Source organism: Haladaptatus sp. AB643, assembly GCF_024136975.1.
Lineage (GTDB): Archaea > Halobacteriota > Halobacteria > Halobacteriales > Haladaptataceae > Haladaptatus.
Genome location: NZ_JAMYJW010000003.1, coordinates 99,718 through 116,449, shown reverse-complemented (window position 1 = coordinate 116,449; position 16,732 = coordinate 99,718). Strand labels below are relative to the sequence as shown.

Genomic DNA, 16,732 nt, shown 5'->3' with positions numbered 1-16,732 from the left:
CCCCTTCCGGGGTCAGAAATCGCGGGGGAAATGGACGATTCTGACGTAGAGGTAGACGAAATAGAGGAAGATCAACAGCAGGGCACCGACGCGTCCCAGATGGCGCTCCTCGACCGATTCGAACGGAATCGCCGCTCGGTCCATGCCGAGTTTTCTGGCGACGGCTCCCAACCGTTTCCCGAGGTCGTCCTTCAGCAGTAGATACGTGAGCAGGATACCCGCCGTCAAGGTCTCCATGGGGAGGTCCCAGTATATCAGTGGTTTCGGAACGTGATACGTCGAGATGAGCGCGCCGAGACCGATGCCCAACAACGGATTCGTGATGTTGCTTCCGATCAGCGTTCCCAGCGAGATTCCCTCCGCGCCTTCTCGCAACCCCGTTATGGCAGTCGTCATCTCGGGGGACGCCGCACCGATACCGAGCACGAGCACGCCGATGAGCGACCCCGCGAGCGCGGTTCGGCTGACGAAAAACTCGACGCTTCGGAACAGGAAGTGTGCCGAGGTGACGAGGGCCAACAGCCCGACGAAGGCGACGAACAGGTCCCGGTACGGATTTTCGGACGGCGGACCGGTACCCTGCTCTTGTATGATCTCGTTCCGCGTCGTGTACAGGAAGTACATGTAGAGGACGAACAACCCGACCAACAGCGCGCCGTCCACTCGCGTGAACATGCCGTCCCACGCGAGCGCCAACGTGATCAGCGTCGTCCCGATCATCGGGACGTAATCCCGAAGCAGGAACGTACGCGAAAATCGAAGTCCGCCGACCGTTAGGACGACCAGTCCCAGCACCAACGTCTGTTGGACGACGTCCGACCCGATGTTACCGCCGAGGACTGCCGCGGAGACCGGTTTCGGTTGCCCGACCCCGGAGACGATCCGATACGACGCAACGAGGTGTGACGCGATTTCCGGAAGGCTCGTCCCGATCGACACGACCGTCATTCCGATGACGACCTCCGATATCTGGTAGTACTTCGCCACCCGTACCAGCTTTCGAACGACGACCTGCGCCGAAAGTATCAGGGAAACGATAGCGATGAAACCGACGACCGCATACCCGGTCATCTCACCGAACGGCATCTGACGGGATGAGTGTCGACCCAGCGTCGTATAAACGCTGTGTGCCGGACGGTCGGAGCGGCAAACGGACGGGATGCCTCCGTTTCCGCGAAGTGACCAACTAAGCCGCTCCCGCGAAAACCAACCACTCATGACACTCCTCCTGACGGGCTACGAACCGTTCGGCGGCGACGACGAGAACCCGAGCGAGATGGTCGCGAACGAACTCGACGGCGAGGAAATCGCGGGCCACGAAGTCGTCGGGAAAGTCCTCCCGGTCGAGTTCGGATCCGCCGCCGAGGAAATGCAGGCACACATCAAGGACCACGACCCGGACGCAATCGTCGCCACCGGCCTCGCGGCAGGACGGCCGGGAATCACCGTCGAACGCGTGGGAATCAACGTCAACGACAGCGGGAGCACGCCGGACAACGCGGGCGTGGAGCCACGAAACGAACGGATCGACGGCGACGACCGCGCGGCCTACTTCGCCACGCTCCCCGTCGTTCCCGCCGTCGAATCCCTGCTCGACGCTGGGATTCCGGCGGCCGTCTCGAACACGGCTGGAACGCACCTCTGTAACAACGCGCTGTACTCGACGCGGGCGTATCTGGAGCGGGAGGGTCGGGACGTTCCGATGGGATTCGTCCACTTGCCCTGCACGCCGGAGCAGGCGGCCACGCACGCACGGGACGGGGACGGAACCAGCGGCGCGTCGGTACAACCGAGTTTGCCGCTGTCGATCCAGGTCGATGCCATTCGGCGAGTTTTCGACGTGACGCTTTCGAGGTGAGTGGGTCGAACGCTTTTGACGACATACTGAGACTCCGTTCTCACACGAATGGACGGCAACCGACCCATTAAATGAAATATAGAAGACTTATACGTATTCGATAAAATTCCCGGCCATGGATATATCTGCGGTCGAGGGGGTTCGTACTCGTGGGCGTGCTGCGCTCGCCCGTCGAATCGGAATCGACACACGGGCGCTCGCTCTCTTTCGGATTTCCTTGGGTGTACTGTTGCTCGCGGATTTACTCCTCCGATCGCAGAATCTCGTCGCGTTCTATACCGATTCCGGCGTGTTACCGGGTTCGCTGCTCAGAGCGCGATTTTCCGGCCTTTCCCGGCTCTCGATTCACGCCCTTTCGGGAGCGACGTGGTTCCAAGGAACGTTGTTCGTCGTCGCTGGAATCTTCGCCGTCGCCCTGCTCCTCGGCTACCGGACGAGACTGGCGACGGCGATTTCGTTCGTGTTGCTCGTCTCGCTGCACGCCCGGAACCCCGTCCTGCTGAACGCAGGGGATTCCATCCTTCGACGGCTCCTGTTGTGGAGCATCTTCCTACCGCTCGGGGAGCGCTTCTCGGTCGATTCGCTTCACGGTGAGGGGCACCGACGACGCGTCGTCAGTCTCGCGTCCGCGGGGATACTGCTCCAAGTCGTGACCGTCTACACCGTCAACGCGCTGTTCAAGCTCCGTGGCGACCTATGGATGCGCGGCGTTGCGGTCCGGTACGTGTTCAGCCTCCACAACGTCCTGACGCGGTTCGGGGAGTTTCTCTCGAGCTATCCGACGGCCCTCGACGCCTTCGACAGACTGTGGCTCGTAATCGTCGTGGCGTCGGTGCTGTTGATTCTCCTCACCGGTTGGTCACGCGCGGTGTTCGCATCGATGTTCATCGTGATGCACTTCGGGATGTTTCTGACGATGCGTCTCGGCCTGTTCCCGTTGATTTCTATCACGGCCCTGCTCCTTTTCCTTCCGAGCGTCGTCTGGGATACGGCCGCGGAGTTCACCGAACCGATGGTAAACTCACGCCGAATGGCTCGCCTCGAAAATCGGTGTCGGCAGTTGTTCCCCGAATTTTCGCTCGTTCGAGTCCCGTCCGCGATTTCGAAATCGGGACGCCGAATCGTCCCGCTCGTCGTGGCCGGTCTCCTGCTGTTCGTGCTCGTCTGGAACGCCGCGACGCTCGGCTACGTCCAGACGCCGGACCAAGTGAACGACGTCGTGAATCCGGCCGAACACCGATGGAGTATGTTCGCTCCCGAACCGCGGCAAACGGACGGTTGGTACGTGGTTCCCGGAACGCTCGAATCCGGAACCCACGTCGATGCGTTCCACCGGTCAGCCGTCCGCTGGAGTCGCCCCTCGGGCAGGAGTATGGGTTTTCCCAGCCATCGATGGCTGGTGTATCTCCTCGACCTCCAACTGCCCGGCTACGAATCGCTCCGTCCCGCATTCGCCGATTACGTCTGCCAGCGCTGGAACCGAAACCACAAGGATAACCTCGTCAACGTCTCGGTGTACTACGTCCGCCAACCGACCAACCTCGACGGCCCGGAACCGACCGAGCGGGTCAAGTTGACGAATCGGTCGTGTGACGCGTGATGTGCTCATGCTGGTGTGACGTGCTCGTGGTTCGACTTCACGCGGGCGCGTCGGTCAGTTTGTCGATGTTCGCGAGCGTCTCCCGCATGAACGCCGGGAGGTCGCCGGGGTTTCGCGAGCAGACGAGATTGCCGTCCACGACGACTTCCTCGTCCACGAACGCCGCGCCCGCGTTTTCGATGTCGTCACGGATCGACCAGTAGCCGGTCGCTTCGCGGCCGCCGAGGACGTCGGCGGTGATGAGCAGTTGTGCACCGTGGCAGATTGACGCGATGGGTTTGCTCTCGTCGTCGAACCCGCGGATGATGTCTCCCACCCCCGACGCTTCGAGTCGGATGTTCTCGGGTGCGCGCCCGCCGGGGAGGACGAGCAGGTCGTAGCGGTCGGACCGGACATCGTTGATGGAGATGTCCGCGGCTTCGAACTCCTGCCCGTGCTTGCTCTCGAAGGACCCACCGTCCGGGGTCGCCACGTCCACGTTCATCCCCTCCTCCTGCAATCGGTAGTACGGATAGCTGAACTCGCTGTCCTCGACGCCGTTTCCGGTGATGATGAGTGCGCGCATGGCACACGGTCCTCCGTCACGGTGTCGGGTAAGGGTGATGGCTACACAGGCAGGGACACATCCAGCATCGACCGTCCGAACGGGCAGCGTTTCGGACGGCGGATACGGGGCGAATTTACAACGGCACTGGAGAGGGAACCCCGAAAATTCCTCGTTACAGCCGTAACTGTGGCGGTTGTAGTTTTCGGTCGTTCACAAATCCCTGGCGAACGATCGGTCCACCCGAAAACCCCCGTCAGAACTGCTACTTGAGCGTCGGTTGAACGAACTCGCGGGCCATGTCGAAGTGTTTCCGTTCGATGACGATTTCGTCCGCCCGTTCGTTCGCCTCTTCGGGCGTCCACTCGTCCGCAGCCTCGCGGATGGCCCGCATCGAGGCACCCCGGACGAGCGCTTCGATGTCCGCACCGGTGAACCCGTCCAACTCCGTCGCGAGTGCATCGAGGTCGATGTCGTCCGCGAGCGGTTTGTCCCCCGCGTGCACCGATAGGATTTTGCGCCGGGCCTCCTCGTCCGGCCCCGGAATCTCGATGTGGGATTCGAGTCGCCCGGGACGCAACAGCGCGGGGTCGATGGCCTCGCGGCGGTTCGTCGCCGCGAGGACGACGAGGTTCGGGTTTTCGGTCAACCCGTCCAGTTCGGTCAGGAGTTGGGAGACGACGCGTTCGGTGACCTCGTGTGAGTCGTCGCGCTGGCTCGCGAGCGCGTCGATCTCGTCGAAGAACACGATCGCCGGGGATGCCTGTCTCGCCCTGTCGAACACCTCGCGAACCGATTTCTCGCTCTCGCCGACGTACCTGTCGAGCAGTTCCGGCCCGGCGACGGAGACGAAGTTCACGTCGCTCTCGCCCGCGAGTGCACGGGCGAGAAGCGTCTTCCCGGTTCCCGGCGGCCCGTAGAGCAGGACGCCGCTCGGCGGTTCCGTCCTCGTCGCCTCGAACAGGTTGGAGTACGAGAGCGGCCACTCGACGGCCTCGATGAGCGTCCGCTTGGCCTCGTTCAGTCCGCCAACGTCCTCGAACGAGATTTCGGGTGCTTCGGCGACGAACTCGCGCATCGCCGACGGTTCGACGCTCGCGAGCGCGGTGTTGAAGTCGCCGCGGGTCACCTCGACCGAGAGCAGTGCGTCGTCGTCCGCACCGTCGTCACGTGCCCGGCGAAGCGCCGCCATGGCCGCTTCCGTAACGAGCGTGTGGAGGTCGGCACCGACGAACCCGTGTGTCGTCGCGGCGAGTCGTTCGACGGCCACGTCGTCGGCCAACGGCATGCCGCGGGTGTGGACTTCAAGGATTTCCCGTCGGCCGCCTTCGTCCGGCGCGCCGATCTCGATCTCGCGGTCGAAGCGGCCGCCACGGCGGAGCGCGGGGTCGATGGCGTCCACGCGGTTCGTCGCGCCGATGACGACGACTTCGCCGCGGGATTCCAACCCGTCCATCAGCGAGAGCATCTGGGCGACCAACCGATTTTCCATATCGCTCTCCTCGTCGCGTTTCCCGCCGAGGCTGTCCACCTCGTCGAAGAAGATTATCGAGGGTGCGTTCTCGCTGGCTTCGGTGAATATCTCGCGGAGTCGCTCCTCGCTCTCACCCTTGTACTTGCTCATCACTTCCGGCCCGGAGATGGAGACGAAGTGGGCGTTGACCTCGTTGGCGACGGCCTTGGCGATGAGCGTCTTTCCGGTTCCCGGCGGCCCGTAGAGTAAGACGCCTTTCGGCGGGTCGATGCCCAACCGGCGGAACAGTTCCGGGTTCGACAACGGCAGTTCGACCATCTCGCGGACGCGACGGAGTTCCTCGTCCAGTCCGCCGATGTCCTCGTAAGCCGCACCGGTCACGTCCGTCGAATCGTTGGAATTAGACGGGGGAGTCGAGACGGATTCGGTCAGTTTCGAGAGTGAGACCTTCACGTCCGTGTCGTTCGTCACGCGGACGGTTCCGCCGGGGTTCGTCCGCGATACGACGAACAGTCCGGCGTCGCCGAGTCGTTCGATTCGCGCCTGCTCACCGGACTGAACGGGGCGGTCGAGCAGTTCCTGTTTCACCGCTCGCTCCAGCGTGTCCACGTCGTCCATCGAGAAGTTGGCCTTCGGAACGACGGTGATGGAATCCGCGTCCGAGACCGAAATCGGAGACACCGACACTTCGTCACCGATTCTGACCCCCGCGTTCGTCCGCGTCTCGGCGTCGATCTGGATGGTGTTCTCCGGCACCGTACTCGAAGCGGGCCAGACCTTCACCACGGTCGCCCCGTCGCCTTCGACCGTGACCGTATCGCCGCTCAGCACGCCGAGTTTCTGTCGCGCCGCGTCGGCGATTCGGGCGATACCCCGTCCGCCGTCGCGCTTTTCCGCGCCCCTGACGGTGAGCGCAACCGTCGGTTTTTTCGTCATATTCCCTACTCGTCACCGGACCGTCTTCAGGGTTTCCCGCAGAAACCCCTTTGTCCGATGCTACCGAGTGTACAATTATGGTTGCTCGAACCGAGCGAGACGACACGACATGGTACCAGTGCGAGCAGTGCGGACTGATGTTCGACGACCAGAGCGACGCCGAACAACACGAGGAGAACTGCGATGCGGAAGACCCCACTTATATCCAGTGAAAGGAAGAGGGGTTCGTCCGGCCTGATTTTCTCACTGCCGATAGCTTGAAACGATTCGTGACCGTGTAGCTTCTATGGGATACAACACTACCATCGGTTGGTCGCTGTTCACCTCCGGCGTCGTCACGCTCCTGTTGAAGGTCCTCCCCTTCGACTCGCTCTACTGGGGAATCGCCCTCATCGTCCTCGGTATCGTGGTGATGGCACGTCGACTGTAGTGGGGGTTCGACGTCCATGTCTCGTGTGGGCATGTGATTTAGACTCAATCTAAAACAGTTATTTGTCAGCCCTAATCCATATATTCTTAACCTCGCGACCCCCACGGAAGAACGAATGGGTGACCACCGGAAGGAGTTTCTCAAAGCGTCGTGGGCCAACGTCCTGACGAACGTCCTCAAAATCGTGGTGGAAGGTGGCGTCGGACTCACCTTCGGGAGTCTCGCGCTCGTCGCCGACGCCGCCCACTCGGTGGCCGATTTGCTGGCCAGCGCGGTGGTGCTCGTTTGGGGTCGCCTCTCGTTCGAGGGTCCGGACACGAACCATCCCCATGGCCACGACCGGGTCGAACCGCTGACCGCCCTGTTCGTCGGCGGCACGCTCGTCCTCCTCGGATTGAAACTGCTCTACGACGCCGGTCAAACCATCCTTTCGGCACCTGAATCTACCTACAGCATCGCCCTCGTTGCCGGTCTCGCCTTCGCCTTTTGTGACCGCGCGTTCTGTTACTGGTACACGAAACGGGTCAATCGCAACGTCGAGTCCGCCGGTCTCGCCGCGCTCGCCGCCGACAGCAAGAACGACCTCTACACCACGGGTGCGGCAGTCATCGGCGTGGCGGGAATGGCTGGTGGGTTTCCCGTCCTCGACCCGCTGGCCGGGGGACTGGTGAGCCTGCTCGTCATCCACCAAGGCGTCGAAATCTCGCGGGAGAACGTCAATTACCTCGTGGACACCGCCGCACCGAAGCCGGTTCGCGACGACATCCGGGACGAAATCCTCTCCCACGACGACGTTCACGGTCTTCACGATTTCACCGCGTACCACGCCGGAACCGTCTACGAGGTCGAATTCCACGCCGAAGTCGCGGCCGACCACACGTTCATCGAAGCCCACGACATCGAAACCGAACTCAGAAACGACCTCGTCTCGCGCGACGACGTCGGCGACGTTCACATCCACTTGGACCCGGAGGGACTGGGCGAGTGGAAGGACGCCGAGGAACAACACAGCTCTTCACCCATCAACTGACCGGAAAAACCGCTCCGCTTCGGCAAACCGCCGAATCAGTCTAATTCCGCTCGTTCCCGATGTTCGGCGGCCAACTCCTCGGCTTGCGCCCGCGACTGGCACGTCTCCCAACGAACCTGTGTCGCGTCGCTGTAGGTCAACGCCGTCTTCAGTTCGTCGCGCAGGACGCCGACGCCGATCTCCACGATTTCACCGTCGTTCCCCAGTTCGTACATCGCCCAGCGTTCCGGCGTGCCCGCGACCGTTCCCCTGTCGAGTGCTTGCCAGCGCTTCGCGAGCGGCATCAGTCGTCCTCTTCCACGAACTCGAACGACCGTTCGCCCATCGCATCTTCCTCGAAGAGGAACACGCGGCCTCGCGCGATCTCCGGGCTGGCCTCGACTTCGACGGCGTAGCCGTCCGAGTGGACCGCCACCCCGGGGAACAGTTCCGCCTCCTCTCCGGGTTCCAGGATGACTCGGCCGACGCCGGTCTCTTCGAGGATGTCATCGTGCGTATCCCGATCGTTGACGTAGGTCATGACGCCCTCCGTCTCCGTCGGATCGGTGACGAGCACCTGCACCAGCTTACCCGGTTGGGTTCGGAGCGTTCCGTCCACCTTCCTCGGAACGCCGTGGTAGAAGGTCTCACGCCCGTCCTTGTATTCGACGACGATACCGTCCTCGGTGAGTTCGATACCGAGCGTGTCGGGGGAAACGTCGTTGCGGACACTCATGTCCAACGGTTGGTCGGAGAGGGGGAAAAGACCCGCGTTCCGGATCAATCAAAACGTTGCCCCCACCGCCACCCTGAAGACGGCCACCTGCGAAAGCCGACCATGCACGGCCGCGCGAAAGCACCCGCCGCCGGGACGATACTCAACGCCCTCGCCACCGGAGTCGGGTCGGCGTTCGCCATCGACACCGAAACCACCGCCACCGTCGAACTGGACGACTCCGGCGAGATTCGCGGGGAGATAGCGGAGGATCCGGACGCGGACGCTCGACTCATCGAACGCTGTGTCGAACTCGTCCTCGAAACGGAAGATTCGGAATTCGGCGCGACGGTGCGAACCGAGAGCGACGTCCCGATGGCCTCCGGCCTGAAGAGTTCGAGCGCCGCGGCGAACGCGACGGTGTTGGCGACCCTGTCCGCACTCGACGTCGAGATGCGACGGGAGGACGCCTGCCGAATCGGCGTGCAAGCGGCCCGTGACGTCGGCGTCACCGTGACCGGCGCGTTCGACGACGCCAGCGCGAGCATGCTCGGCGGCGTCACCGTCACGGACAACACCGAAGACGAACTGCTCGCCCGCGACGAGGTGGACTGGGACGTGTTGGTGTGGACGCCGCCGGAGCAGTCCTTTTCCGCCGATGCCGACGTCTCCCGCTGTCGGCAGGTCGCGCCGATGGCCGACCTCGTCGCCGACCTCGCCCTCGACGGCGAGTACGGCCGGGCGATGACGGTGAACGGCTTCGCCTTCTGTGGCGCACTCGGTTTCTCCGCGGACCCCATGGTGGACGCCATGCCGGACGTGGACGGCGTCTCGCTTTCGGGGACGGGACCGAGTTTCGTCGCCGTCGGCGGGCGGGAGGTTTTAGAGGACGTGCGGGAAAGGTGGAATTCATTGGAGGGAACGACATGGCTAACGACAACACAGACGGGCGGAACCCGAACGATATGAGCCTGGACGAACTGCGCGAAGAGATCGAATCCATCGACCGCGAACTGGTGGAACTCATCGCCCGACGAACCTACGTCGCCGATACGGTCGCGGAGGTGAAGTCCGTCGAGGACATCCCGACGACCGACGAGGCACAGGAACAGCGCGTGATGGACCGAGCGGGCGAGAACGCCGAGAAGTTCGAAGTGGATTCGAATCTGGTGAAGGCGATTTTCCGGTTACTCATCGAACTGAACAAGGTCGAACAGCGGGAGAATCGGTAGTAGCTAACACAGCGGACAGTTCGGAACTCGCTACGAAGAGCTATTACTGATTGCGTGCATCCCTGCCATGGACGAAAGTACATGGCCACAAAACAAAGCCGCAGAGTGCTGTTCCCCGGGAGTTGGTGGGTTCCAATATTGGCAATACCCATCTCGTTCCTCCTTTGGCTCTCGGTAACGCTCCTGAACACTGCCTTCGCACAGCACGTCGGACTACAGGTTTCAGGGTATCTCGGTGAGACGGCATCTGTGTTACTCGTCGTGAGTTACGCGCTCTCCCTGTTCGCCCCGTTCGCACTCTATTACGACCGAGCGTACGTGAGCGAGCAGTCGGAGTGGACGCCAACCCTCCTCTACTTGTTCGTCTTGGTTCCGCTGCTGAACGTGCCGATTGCGAGCCTCTATTTGGCCCGTCGACATCGGTTCGTTGGAGCTCCGTAGTTCGTCCCGTCTCAAAAGTGTGGCACTGTAAACGATACCCGTAACACCAATCCGAAACCTGAACGTGGGCGAGTATGTCGATAGTTATCATGAGTCACAGACTCACAAGGTACATCTACGACTGCTACGTTTGAACTGACGAGAGGTGATCTCTATTAACGACAGCCACAATCGAGGTGCTGGTTCGCGGTATCGTTCTCGGGTTTTCGATCGCGGCCCCCGTCGGCCCGATCGGAGTGTTGTGCATCCAGCGAACGCTTTCTAAGGGCCGACGTTCGGGCTTCGTGAGCGGCCTCGGAGCGGCGTCGGCGGACGCCGTGTACGGGGCGATTGCGGGGTTCGGGATTACGGCCGTGTCGTCGCTCCTGCTCGACTACCGGGTGGGTATCCGCATCGGCGGCGGTATCCTCCTCCTGTATCTCGGCGTCCAGTCGTTTCGGGCCGAGCCAGCGGAGACGGCGGTATCAACCACGGATGTGCATGGCCTCGCCGGGGATTACGGTTCGACGTTCCTGTTGACGATCACCAATCCTGTGACGATCATCGCCTTCGTCGGCATCTTCACGGGATTGGGTGTCGGAATGTCCGGAAACTACACCCACGCCGCAGTATTGGTCGGCGGCGTCTTCCTCGGGTCGGCACTCTGGTGGTTCGTCCTCAGTACCGGCGTGAGCGTATTCCGCGCACGATTCACCCGCTCGATCATGCGTCGGGTGAACCGATTGGCAGGGGTCATCATCGTCGGGTTCGGCGTGCTCGCTCTCTGGAGCGTCCTGTGACGAACGCGCGTTTTCACGATGAACGTGGCTCGCCGCGGCCCTGACGTTACAACCGGCAGAGCCGATCACGGTCGGGATAAGGGCAGTTTGAGATCGATCCCGATGGGCCGCGGGATCGAACGGGAAAACGTGAAGCGAGGATACCGTCTCGTAATTTTATCGTAACCGCCCACGACGATTGGTTCATGGTCGCAGTACAGACTATCCTCGCCTTCATCCCCGCCGCGCTCGTTCTCATCGTCGCCCCCGGCCCGGACAGCCTCTACACGCTGACCCGGAGCGTCAGCGACGGACGGACGACCGGTGTCACCGCCGCACTCGGCTCTTCGACTGGAAGCATCGTCCACACGACGGCGGCCGTCCTCGGTCTGTCGGCAATCCTGCGAACGTCCGCGGTGGCGTTCACCGCCGTCAAACTCGTCGGCGCGGTGTACCTCGTCTACCTCGGCGTGCAGACGTTCCGCGGCGAAGAGGAGTTCGAAATCACGCCGGAGGGAACGGGATACACGCCGGGCGAATCCTTCCGAAACGCGCTGTTCATCAACGTCTCGAACCCGAAAGTGGCGCTGTTCTTCCTCGCGTTCCTCCCGCAGTTCGTTCGGACGGGGAGTTCCGCCGCTCCCCAGATTTTCCTCTTCGGGGTGCTGTTCGCCACGCTCGGCTTCTGCTATCAGGCACTGCTTGCGGTGTTCTCCGCGCGAGCGCGCCGGGTCGTTACCGAGCGCGACCTCCTCCGACGAATACTTCGCACGGCGAGCGGGAGCGTGCTCGTCGGTTTCGGGGCCAAACTGGCGCTCGCCCGGCGCGTTTCTTCGTAGGCGATTTCGACCGTTACCACGGCTCAAAAAGCGTCACGCGTGAATATCACCGAACGATTCGAATCGTCGATAGCTCCGCTTCCGTGACGTTCTCGCGCCACTGTTCCTGTGAGATGCTGTAGGTCTGGAGGTCCACTGGTTCGCCGGAGTCGTCTGGAGGGTACCAGTTCCGAAGGACCGCATCGTACTGCCCGCCGTAGGAATCGACGTACTTCTCGATGGCGCGTTTCGACTGCTCGTTTTCGGGGTCGTGGCCGACACTCACGAGTTCGAGGTCGAGTCGGTCGAACGCGACGTACGACATCGCACCGGCCCGCTCGCCCGAGTAGCCACGTCCCCAAAACGGCTCACGAACCCACATCCCGAACGAGGTCGAACGCTTCTCCCATTCGAGCCACAGTTCGGCGACGCCGACGAATTCGTCGTCGGATTTCGTCGTGATGGCGTAGGTCGCTCGCTCGCCGGACTCCCACGCTTCCGCCGCTTCGGTTACTTCGTCCATCGTCTCCTTGGGCGTCGCGTGCGGTCGCTCGCCGAGGGGGCGCATCACGGCGTCCATCTCGCCGGAACGGTGATACTCGTAGATGTCGAGGGGTTCGGTCGACTCGTGTAACGGTTCGTATCGCAACCGTTCGCTCTCGATGAGGGTCGGAAACAGGGTTGTGGACATGGTTTGGATCGGTTTGAGGGGTGTTTCGCGTGGAGAGCGAAGTCAGTACGGATTCCATCGTGTGACGACCGGTCGAACCGAAACGTCGCGGAGGTCACCCGACGTGCGAAGAAATGTAGTACGTCGTCTTCCGGCGGTCCCGCCCATTCGACCAGCCTCCCGACGGCTTCTGAATGTAATGGTGGCACGGGTCGGGACACGGCGAACATCGAAATAAAGCGAGCAGAAACGGTCATAGCTGTTCTTTTGTCGTTTCCCGGCGTCAGCGTGGTATGGTTACAGATAACGACGGTCACCGAATCGTCAACGTGAACGGACTCGATTGGACGGGGACCGACGGGGACGGCGGTGGCTGGAAACGCATCGCCGAGGAAGCGGGTGGAACGCGGCTTGGCTGTACGTACGAGGAGATTCCGCCCGGTGGCCAACCGGCCCAGTATCACTACCACACGGCGAACGAGGAGGCGCTGTTCGTGATGGATGGGACCGGAACGCTCCGAACGCCTGCCGGGGAGACCGGGATCGAATCGGGGGACTACGTTTCCTTTCCGGTCGGGGAGTTCGGATGCCACGCCGTCGAGAACACGTCGAGCGAACCCCTCAAATGCCTCTTCTTCTCGACGATGGACGAACCGGACATCGTCGTCTATCCGGATTCGGGAAAACTACACGTCGTAGGAGGTCCGGCATCGGGACTTCCCCGTGACGGCCTCACGTTCGACGCGACGACGCCATTCGACATCGACGACTCGGAAAGTGGATAGCGCCGAAAGCTCCCTTTACATCGAACCCGTATCTCAGTTAATGGGGACCGCGAACGACATCGGTGGGGACGAAATCCTCGGGGTTTTCGAGAGACTAGACGATCCGTCCGAACCGCTTGCGACGAGCGAGGTTGCCGAGGCGGTGGGCTGTGCCCGGCGCACGGCGTACGATAAACTTCGCCGTCTCGCCGACGAGGGGGAACTCGAGACGAAGACGATCGGCGCACAAGCCCGTGCGTGGTGGCGACCCGCCATACGACCGACGGCCAGCGATGTGCCACCACCGGAGACGGATCGCTCCGTGGACGATTCGGAGGATGAATTCCCTCCCGAGTTGACCGCCGACGAAGTTCTCGAACTCGAATTCGTTTCCGAGCAGTTGGCTCGCCCGTTTCTCGAACTCGGCCACGAGGACATGGACCTCCGAATCGACGGGTTCGTACGGCTTCCCGACGGCTCGCACGTCCAGTACTGGACGGTCACTGGAATCTCCGGCGAGACGGTGATGACTCTCCCGGAACTCTTTCCCACGAACGAGGACGTTCGCCTCCTCAAGAAGGAGGGCGATAGCTATCGCGTCGAGGTTCGTGGTGCCGCATCGTCGCTGGTTTCGACCTACGACGAGTTCGATGGTGAGTCGGTAACGACCGCGCTCGAAGACGGTAAAATCAGGAACTTGGTACAGTTCCCGGCGACGGTCGATGTGGCGGCCGTCCTGGACGCGATTCGTGATGTCGCCGCTCGGGATTTCGAATTGGCGTCACAAAAGCTGGTGTACACGCCTCGGCTGTTCAAGACGCTCGTGAAGGATGACCTCACCGAACGCCAATGGACGGCCCTCCAAATCGCGTACTACGCGGGGTATTTCAAGGTCCCTCGGCAGAGCGAAGGAGATGAGATCGCGGAACGGATGGACATCACCCGCCAGACCTTCAACTACCACCTCCGCCACGCACAGGACACGGTATTGTATCACCTGTTCGAGGCTCACGACGACGGCATAGGGGAGTCGAACTAGTAAGAGCCGAGTCTTATCACCGAATCGCTCTCAGTTTACATGGATGGACACCTTCGATACGACAACCGAGGAATTAGGTCGGCAAGCATTCGAGCATGGCGACATAAAAGAGTACGACGGGTACGACCCAATCACCGGAACGCTCCGCGTTCGCTACGCTACTGACGATGAGGAATCGATACTCCTCAGTATCGTGGGGATAGTCGCTGCGGTGAGTGGGCAGGAACCGTACTCGATAACTCCGCTCTACGACGTTATCGACGCGGAATCGCTGCTCACGGTACTGACGACCGCACGAGGGAACGATATCGAGGTCTCGTTTACCTACGAAGGGTATCCGATAACCGTCTCCAGTAGCGGGGAAATCATCGTTCGACTGACCACGTGAAGGATGGACGAGTCGGTATCGCTATCCGAATGTGCGTACTGTGGAACCCCGATTCGAGCCAACGTGCGCTACCCGACGCACACAGTGCCGACAGAAGATGGTGTCCATCTCTACATCTTCTGCGATGAGATCTGCAAATCCGCGTGGCTCGCCGATGAGGCGAACGGGACAGAGTAAGCGGCGCGAAACCGACCGCGTTGAACTCGCTCGGCTACTCAGTACTCCCAGAGCCGTTCGATCCGTGCGTCAATGTCAGGGTGATCGTCTTTCAGCGTCTCGACGCTCGTCTCACCGTTCACGTTGATGACGTGGACTTGGCCGCGCCGCTCCGAGTACACGTCCTGGAAGTCGTACACGACGCCGATGATATCGACATCCTCGTCGATGTCGTCGCTCTCGATGAGGGATTCGACCTGCCGGTCGACGTTGTACTCCACGAGTCGGTTGATCGCCCCCGCTCGACTCACGTCGTCCGGGAGCGACTCGACGCCCGCCTCCAACTTCGGTTTCAGCAACGAGAGACAGTGTTCGATGCCAGCGGGCTCGGACACCTCGCCCGTCAGCGCGTCGTACGTCGCCGTGACGGCCCCACAACCGGTGTGCCCCATGACGACGACGGTGTCGGTTCCCGTGTGTTCGACGGGGTAGAGCACGTCGCCCGAGACGACTTCGCCCGAGTCCGTTCGCTGAATGACGCGGTTGCCGATGTTGCCGCAGGTGAAGATCCGTCCCGGTTCGTCGTTGCCCCAGATGTGGTCCTGTAGGACGCGAGAATCCGAACAGCAGACGGTGACGACGTCGGGATGCTGTGAATCCTGTACGTCGTCGAAACGGGAGTCGAACTCTTCGGCGTGTTCCGCGTTCTGTTCCAACAACTCGATGAACGTCCGGTGCATGATCGTGCTGTTCGTATTCGAACCACGAACGATTTTCCCTTTTGCCGCGGCCAAACGAAACGACTCTTGTCGGGACTTCCCGTACTCGAAACCATGAACGAGACACGTCGGGTCGTCTTGGACGCGCTCGCTGACGGCCCGGTCTCCGGGCCGGAACTCGCCGACGCCCTCGACATCTCGCGGAACGCGGTGTGGAAACACGTCGAGGCGCTTCGTACCGACGGATTCGAGGTCGAGAGCACTGCGGATGGCTATCTGCTCGGGGAGGTCCCTGAATTCGGACCGGCGGTCGAGTACGGACTGGAGGCACCGTTTTCCGTCGAATATCACGACTCCATCGGGAGCACGAACGACCGGGCACGGGAACTGGCCGGGGACGGGGCGGAGGACGTGGTCGTGCTGGCCGACGAGCAGGTGGGCGGCCGCGGCCGCTTGAAACGGACATGGGTCGGCCCCTCGGGCGGCGTCTGGATGAGTCTCGTCCTCCGTCCCACGATGCCGCCAGCGCACGCCCCGCTGTTGACGCTCGCGGCTGCCGTGGCCGTGACGCGGGCGGCACGGGAGGCGGGCGTCCCGGCGGAAATCAAGTGGCCGAACGACGTGCTCGTGAGCGAGGAACGAGTGAACGAGCGCCAGTCAGAACGAAGTTCTGACGATGTCCTCGTGAGTGACGAAGGAGTTCCCGTGAGCGTAGCGAACGGGAGCAAGCAAGAGCGAAGCTCTTGCCGTGCGAACGAGTACAACAAACTCTCGGGTATCCTCACCGAGATGGAGGGCGAGGCGAACCGCGTCTCGTGGGTCATCGCCGGTATCGGCATCAACGTCAACGTCGCGGCGGACGACCTACCGGACGGTGCGACGAGCGTCCAAGCGGAGGTCGGCGCGGTGAATCGACGGTTGTTCGTCCAGCGACTGCTGGAGGAGTTCGACGCGCTTCGGAGCGACACCGACTCCATCCTTCCGGCGTGGCGCGAACTGTCGGCGACGCTCGGACAGCGAGTACGGGTCGAAACGCCTGACGGCGACGTGGTCGGTACTGCGGTCGATATCGTCATGCCGGGGGCGCTGGTGGTCGAGACCGAGGAGGGAACGGTGCGGATTCACGCGGGCGACTGTGAACACCTTCGGCCGGTGAACTGAGGAGATCAGTCGGTCGTCGA

The 16,732-nt window shown here is 62.0% G+C and carries 21 protein-coding genes; 14 read left to right on the top strand and 7 right to left on the bottom strand.

Features of this window, described 5'->3' with window-relative positions; all coding sequences use genetic code 11:
- Positions 1–12: 12 nt before the first annotated feature.
- Complete coding sequence (locus NKF25_RS07660; protein ID WP_253226103.1) at positions 13–1,086, bottom strand: hypothetical protein; 1,074 nt, start codon at positions 1,084–1,086, stop codon at positions 13–15.
- Positions 1,087–1,216: 130 nt separating this feature from the next.
- Here NKF25_RS07660 and NKF25_RS07655 point away from each other — a divergent pair, with 130 nt between their 5' ends.
- Entirely contained in the window at positions 1,217–1,858 is a 642-nt protein-coding gene (locus NKF25_RS07655; RefSeq protein WP_253226102.1) for a peptidase, read from the top strand.
- A gap of 115 nt (positions 1,859–1,973) precedes the next feature.
- Positions 1,974–3,458, top strand: a complete 1,485-nt coding sequence (locus NKF25_RS07650) for an HTTM domain-containing protein (protein ID WP_253226101.1) — start codon at positions 1,974–1,976, stop codon at positions 3,456–3,458.
- Between the two features lie 37 nt (positions 3,459–3,495).
- Here NKF25_RS07650 and NKF25_RS07645 read toward each other — a convergent pair whose 3' ends face one another.
- Together NKF25_RS07645 and NKF25_RS07640 are read right to left on the bottom strand one after the other, a co-directional pair.
- A complete protein-coding gene (locus NKF25_RS07645; protein ID WP_253226100.1) occupies positions 3,496–4,023 on the bottom strand; it encodes a type 1 glutamine amidotransferase domain-containing protein in 528 nt (175 codons plus the stop codon).
- A 244-nt stretch (positions 4,024–4,267) separates the two neighbouring features.
- A complete protein-coding gene (locus NKF25_RS07640) occupies positions 4,268–6,412 on the bottom strand; it encodes a CDC48 family AAA ATPase (RefSeq protein WP_253226099.1) in 2,145 nt (714 codons plus the stop codon).
- Positions 6,413–6,489: 77 nt separating this feature from the next.
- On the opposite strand from NKF25_RS07640, the gene NKF25_RS24185 reads away from it, so the two are divergent.
- The 3 genes from NKF25_RS24185 to NKF25_RS07630 all read left to right on the top strand — a co-directional run bounded on the left by NKF25_RS24185 (position 6,490) and on the right by NKF25_RS07630 (position 7,872).
- The gene (locus NKF25_RS24185) at positions 6,490–6,624 is read left to right on the top strand and encodes a hypothetical protein (RefSeq protein WP_256487797.1); all 135 of its coding nucleotides are present in this window, start codon (positions 6,490–6,492) and stop codon (positions 6,622–6,624) included.
- A 74-nt stretch (positions 6,625–6,698) separates the two neighbouring features.
- The gene (locus NKF25_RS07635; RefSeq protein ID WP_190303790.1) at positions 6,699–6,842 is read left to right on the top strand and encodes a hypothetical protein; all 144 of its coding nucleotides are present in this window, start codon (positions 6,699–6,701) and stop codon (positions 6,840–6,842) included.
- Positions 6,843–6,957: 115 nt separating this feature from the next.
- Entirely contained in the window at positions 6,958–7,872 is a 915-nt protein-coding gene (locus NKF25_RS07630) for a cation diffusion facilitator family transporter (RefSeq protein ID WP_253226098.1), read from the top strand.
- 35 nt (positions 7,873–7,907) lie between these two features.
- On the opposite strand, the gene NKF25_RS07625 is transcribed toward NKF25_RS07630, so the two are convergent.
- Positions 7,908–8,156 (bottom strand): hypothetical protein, encoded by a 249-nt coding sequence (locus NKF25_RS07625; protein ID WP_253226097.1) that lies wholly within the window; start codon positions 8,154–8,156, stop codon positions 7,908–7,910.
- Positions 8,156–8,587, bottom strand: a complete 432-nt coding sequence (locus NKF25_RS07620) for a DUF5796 family protein (RefSeq protein ID WP_253226096.1) — start codon at positions 8,585–8,587, stop codon at positions 8,156–8,158. Before NKF25_RS07620 ends, NKF25_RS07625 begins: the two co-directional genes overlap by 1 nt.
- 102 nt (positions 8,588–8,689) lie before the next feature.
- Between NKF25_RS07620 and NKF25_RS07615 the strand changes: the two genes are divergently transcribed.
- The 5 genes from NKF25_RS07615 to NKF25_RS07595 all read left to right on the top strand — a co-directional run bounded on the left by NKF25_RS07615 (position 8,690) and on the right by NKF25_RS07595 (position 11,836).
- Positions 8,690–9,535 (top strand): shikimate kinase, encoded by an 846-nt coding sequence (locus NKF25_RS07615; protein WP_253226095.1) that lies wholly within the window; start codon positions 8,690–8,692, stop codon positions 9,533–9,535.
- Positions 9,532–9,798, top strand: a complete 267-nt coding sequence (locus NKF25_RS07610; RefSeq protein ID WP_066146042.1) for a chorismate mutase — start codon at positions 9,532–9,534, stop codon at positions 9,796–9,798. Before NKF25_RS07615 ends, NKF25_RS07610 begins: the two co-directional genes overlap by 4 nt.
- Before the next feature lie 138 nt (positions 9,799–9,936).
- On the top strand, positions 9,937–10,239 hold the full coding sequence (locus NKF25_RS07605) for a hypothetical protein (protein ID WP_253226094.1): 303 nt from the start codon (positions 9,937–9,939) through the stop codon (positions 10,237–10,239).
- A gap of 176 nt (positions 10,240–10,415) precedes the next feature.
- Positions 10,416–11,018, top strand: a complete 603-nt coding sequence (locus NKF25_RS07600) for a LysE family transporter (protein WP_342766317.1) — start codon at positions 10,416–10,418, stop codon at positions 11,016–11,018.
- Positions 11,019–11,203: 185 nt separating this feature from the next.
- Complete coding sequence (locus NKF25_RS07595) at positions 11,204–11,836, top strand: LysE family translocator (RefSeq protein WP_253226093.1); 633 nt, start codon at positions 11,204–11,206, stop codon at positions 11,834–11,836.
- A gap of 46 nt (positions 11,837–11,882) precedes the next feature.
- Here the strand turns inward: NKF25_RS07595 and NKF25_RS07590 are convergent, their stop codons facing one another.
- The gene (locus tag NKF25_RS07590) at positions 11,883–12,506 is read right to left on the bottom strand and encodes a GNAT family protein (protein ID WP_253226092.1); all 624 of its coding nucleotides are present in this window, start codon (positions 12,504–12,506) and stop codon (positions 11,883–11,885) included.
- Between the two features lie 272 nt (positions 12,507–12,778).
- Here NKF25_RS07590 and NKF25_RS07585 point away from each other — a divergent pair, with 272 nt between their 5' ends.
- From NKF25_RS07585 to NKF25_RS07575, 3 genes are read left to right on the top strand one after another with little or no spacing between them, the layout of a single operon-like run.
- The gene (locus NKF25_RS07585) at positions 12,779–13,270 is read left to right on the top strand and encodes a cupin domain-containing protein (RefSeq protein WP_253226091.1); all 492 of its coding nucleotides are present in this window, start codon (positions 12,779–12,781) and stop codon (positions 13,268–13,270) included.
- 40 nt (positions 13,271–13,310) lie between these two features.
- Positions 13,311–14,288, top strand: a complete 978-nt coding sequence (locus tag NKF25_RS07580) for a bacterio-opsin activator domain-containing protein (RefSeq protein WP_253226090.1) — start codon at positions 13,311–13,313, stop codon at positions 14,286–14,288.
- Between the two features lie 43 nt (positions 14,289–14,331).
- Positions 14,332–14,676: a HalOD1 output domain-containing protein gene (locus tag NKF25_RS07575; RefSeq protein WP_253226089.1), complete on the top strand. Its 345-nt coding sequence runs from the start codon at positions 14,332–14,334 to the stop codon at positions 14,674–14,676.
- Positions 14,677–14,891: 215 nt separating this feature from the next.
- On the opposite strand, the gene NKF25_RS07570 is transcribed toward NKF25_RS07575, so the two are convergent.
- The gene (locus NKF25_RS07570) at positions 14,892–15,572 is read right to left on the bottom strand and encodes a carbonic anhydrase (protein WP_253226088.1); all 681 of its coding nucleotides are present in this window, start codon (positions 15,570–15,572) and stop codon (positions 14,892–14,894) included.
- A gap of 93 nt (positions 15,573–15,665) precedes the next feature.
- Between NKF25_RS07570 and NKF25_RS07565 the strand changes: the two genes are divergently transcribed.
- Positions 15,666–16,712, top strand: a complete 1,047-nt coding sequence (locus NKF25_RS07565; RefSeq protein ID WP_253226087.1) for a biotin--[acetyl-CoA-carboxylase] ligase — start codon at positions 15,666–15,668, stop codon at positions 16,710–16,712.
- The last annotated feature ends 20 nt before the right edge of the window (positions 16,713–16,732 follow it).

What these genes read in the sequence shown, in the direction of transcription:
- NKF25_RS07635 (WP_190303790.1), top strand. Translation starts at nt 6,699, where the DNA reads ATGGGATACAACACTACCATCGGTTGGTCGCTGTTCACCTCCGGCGTC.
- NKF25_RS24185 (WP_256487797.1), top strand. Translation starts at nt 6,490, where the DNA reads ATGGTTGCTCGAACCGAGCGAGACGACACGACATGGTACCAGTGCGAG.
- NKF25_RS07650 (WP_253226101.1), top strand. Translation starts at nt 1,974, where the DNA reads ATGGATATATCTGCGGTCGAGGGGGTTCGTACTCGTGGGCGTGCTGCG.
- NKF25_RS07590 (WP_253226092.1), bottom strand. Translation starts at nt 12,506, where the DNA reads ATGTCCACAACCCTGTTTCCGACCCTCATCGAGAGCGAACGGTTGCGA.
- NKF25_RS07620 (WP_253226096.1), bottom strand. Translation starts at nt 8,587, where the DNA reads ATGAGTGTCCGCAACGACGTTTCCCCCGACACGCTCGGTATCGAACTC.
- NKF25_RS07655 (WP_253226102.1), top strand. Translation starts at nt 1,217, where the DNA reads ATGACACTCCTCCTGACGGGCTACGAACCGTTCGGCGGCGACGACGAG.
- NKF25_RS07585 (WP_253226091.1), top strand. Translation starts at nt 12,779, where the DNA reads ATGGTTACAGATAACGACGGTCACCGAATCGTCAACGTGAACGGACTC.
- NKF25_RS07575 (WP_253226089.1), top strand. Translation starts at nt 14,332, where the DNA reads ATGGACACCTTCGATACGACAACCGAGGAATTAGGTCGGCAAGCATTC.
- NKF25_RS07640 (WP_253226099.1), bottom strand. Translation starts at nt 6,412, where the DNA reads ATGACGAAAAAACCGACGGTTGCGCTCACCGTCAGGGGCGCGGAAAAG.
- NKF25_RS07595 (WP_253226093.1), top strand. Translation starts at nt 11,204, where the DNA reads ATGGTCGCAGTACAGACTATCCTCGCCTTCATCCCCGCCGCGCTCGTT.
- NKF25_RS07570 (WP_253226088.1), bottom strand. Translation starts at nt 15,572, where the DNA reads ATGCACCGGACGTTCATCGAGTTGTTGGAACAGAACGCGGAACACGCC.
- NKF25_RS07610 (WP_066146042.1), top strand. Translation starts at nt 9,532, where the DNA reads ATGAGCCTGGACGAACTGCGCGAAGAGATCGAATCCATCGACCGCGAA.
- NKF25_RS07580 (WP_253226090.1), top strand. Translation starts at nt 13,311, where the DNA reads ATGGGGACCGCGAACGACATCGGTGGGGACGAAATCCTCGGGGTTTTC.
- NKF25_RS07615 (WP_253226095.1), top strand. Translation starts at nt 8,690, where the DNA reads ATGCACGGCCGCGCGAAAGCACCCGCCGCCGGGACGATACTCAACGCC.
- NKF25_RS07625 (WP_253226097.1), bottom strand. Translation starts at nt 8,156, where the DNA reads ATGCCGCTCGCGAAGCGCTGGCAAGCACTCGACAGGGGAACGGTCGCG.
- NKF25_RS07645 (WP_253226100.1), bottom strand. Translation starts at nt 4,023, where the DNA reads ATGCGCGCACTCATCATCACCGGAAACGGCGTCGAGGACAGCGAGTTC.
- NKF25_RS07565 (WP_253226087.1), top strand. Translation starts at nt 15,666, where the DNA reads ATGAACGAGACACGTCGGGTCGTCTTGGACGCGCTCGCTGACGGCCCG.
- NKF25_RS07630 (WP_253226098.1), top strand. Translation starts at nt 6,958, where the DNA reads ATGGGTGACCACCGGAAGGAGTTTCTCAAAGCGTCGTGGGCCAACGTC.
- NKF25_RS07660 (WP_253226103.1), bottom strand. Translation starts at nt 1,086, where the DNA reads ATGCCGTTCGGTGAGATGACCGGGTATGCGGTCGTCGGTTTCATCGCT.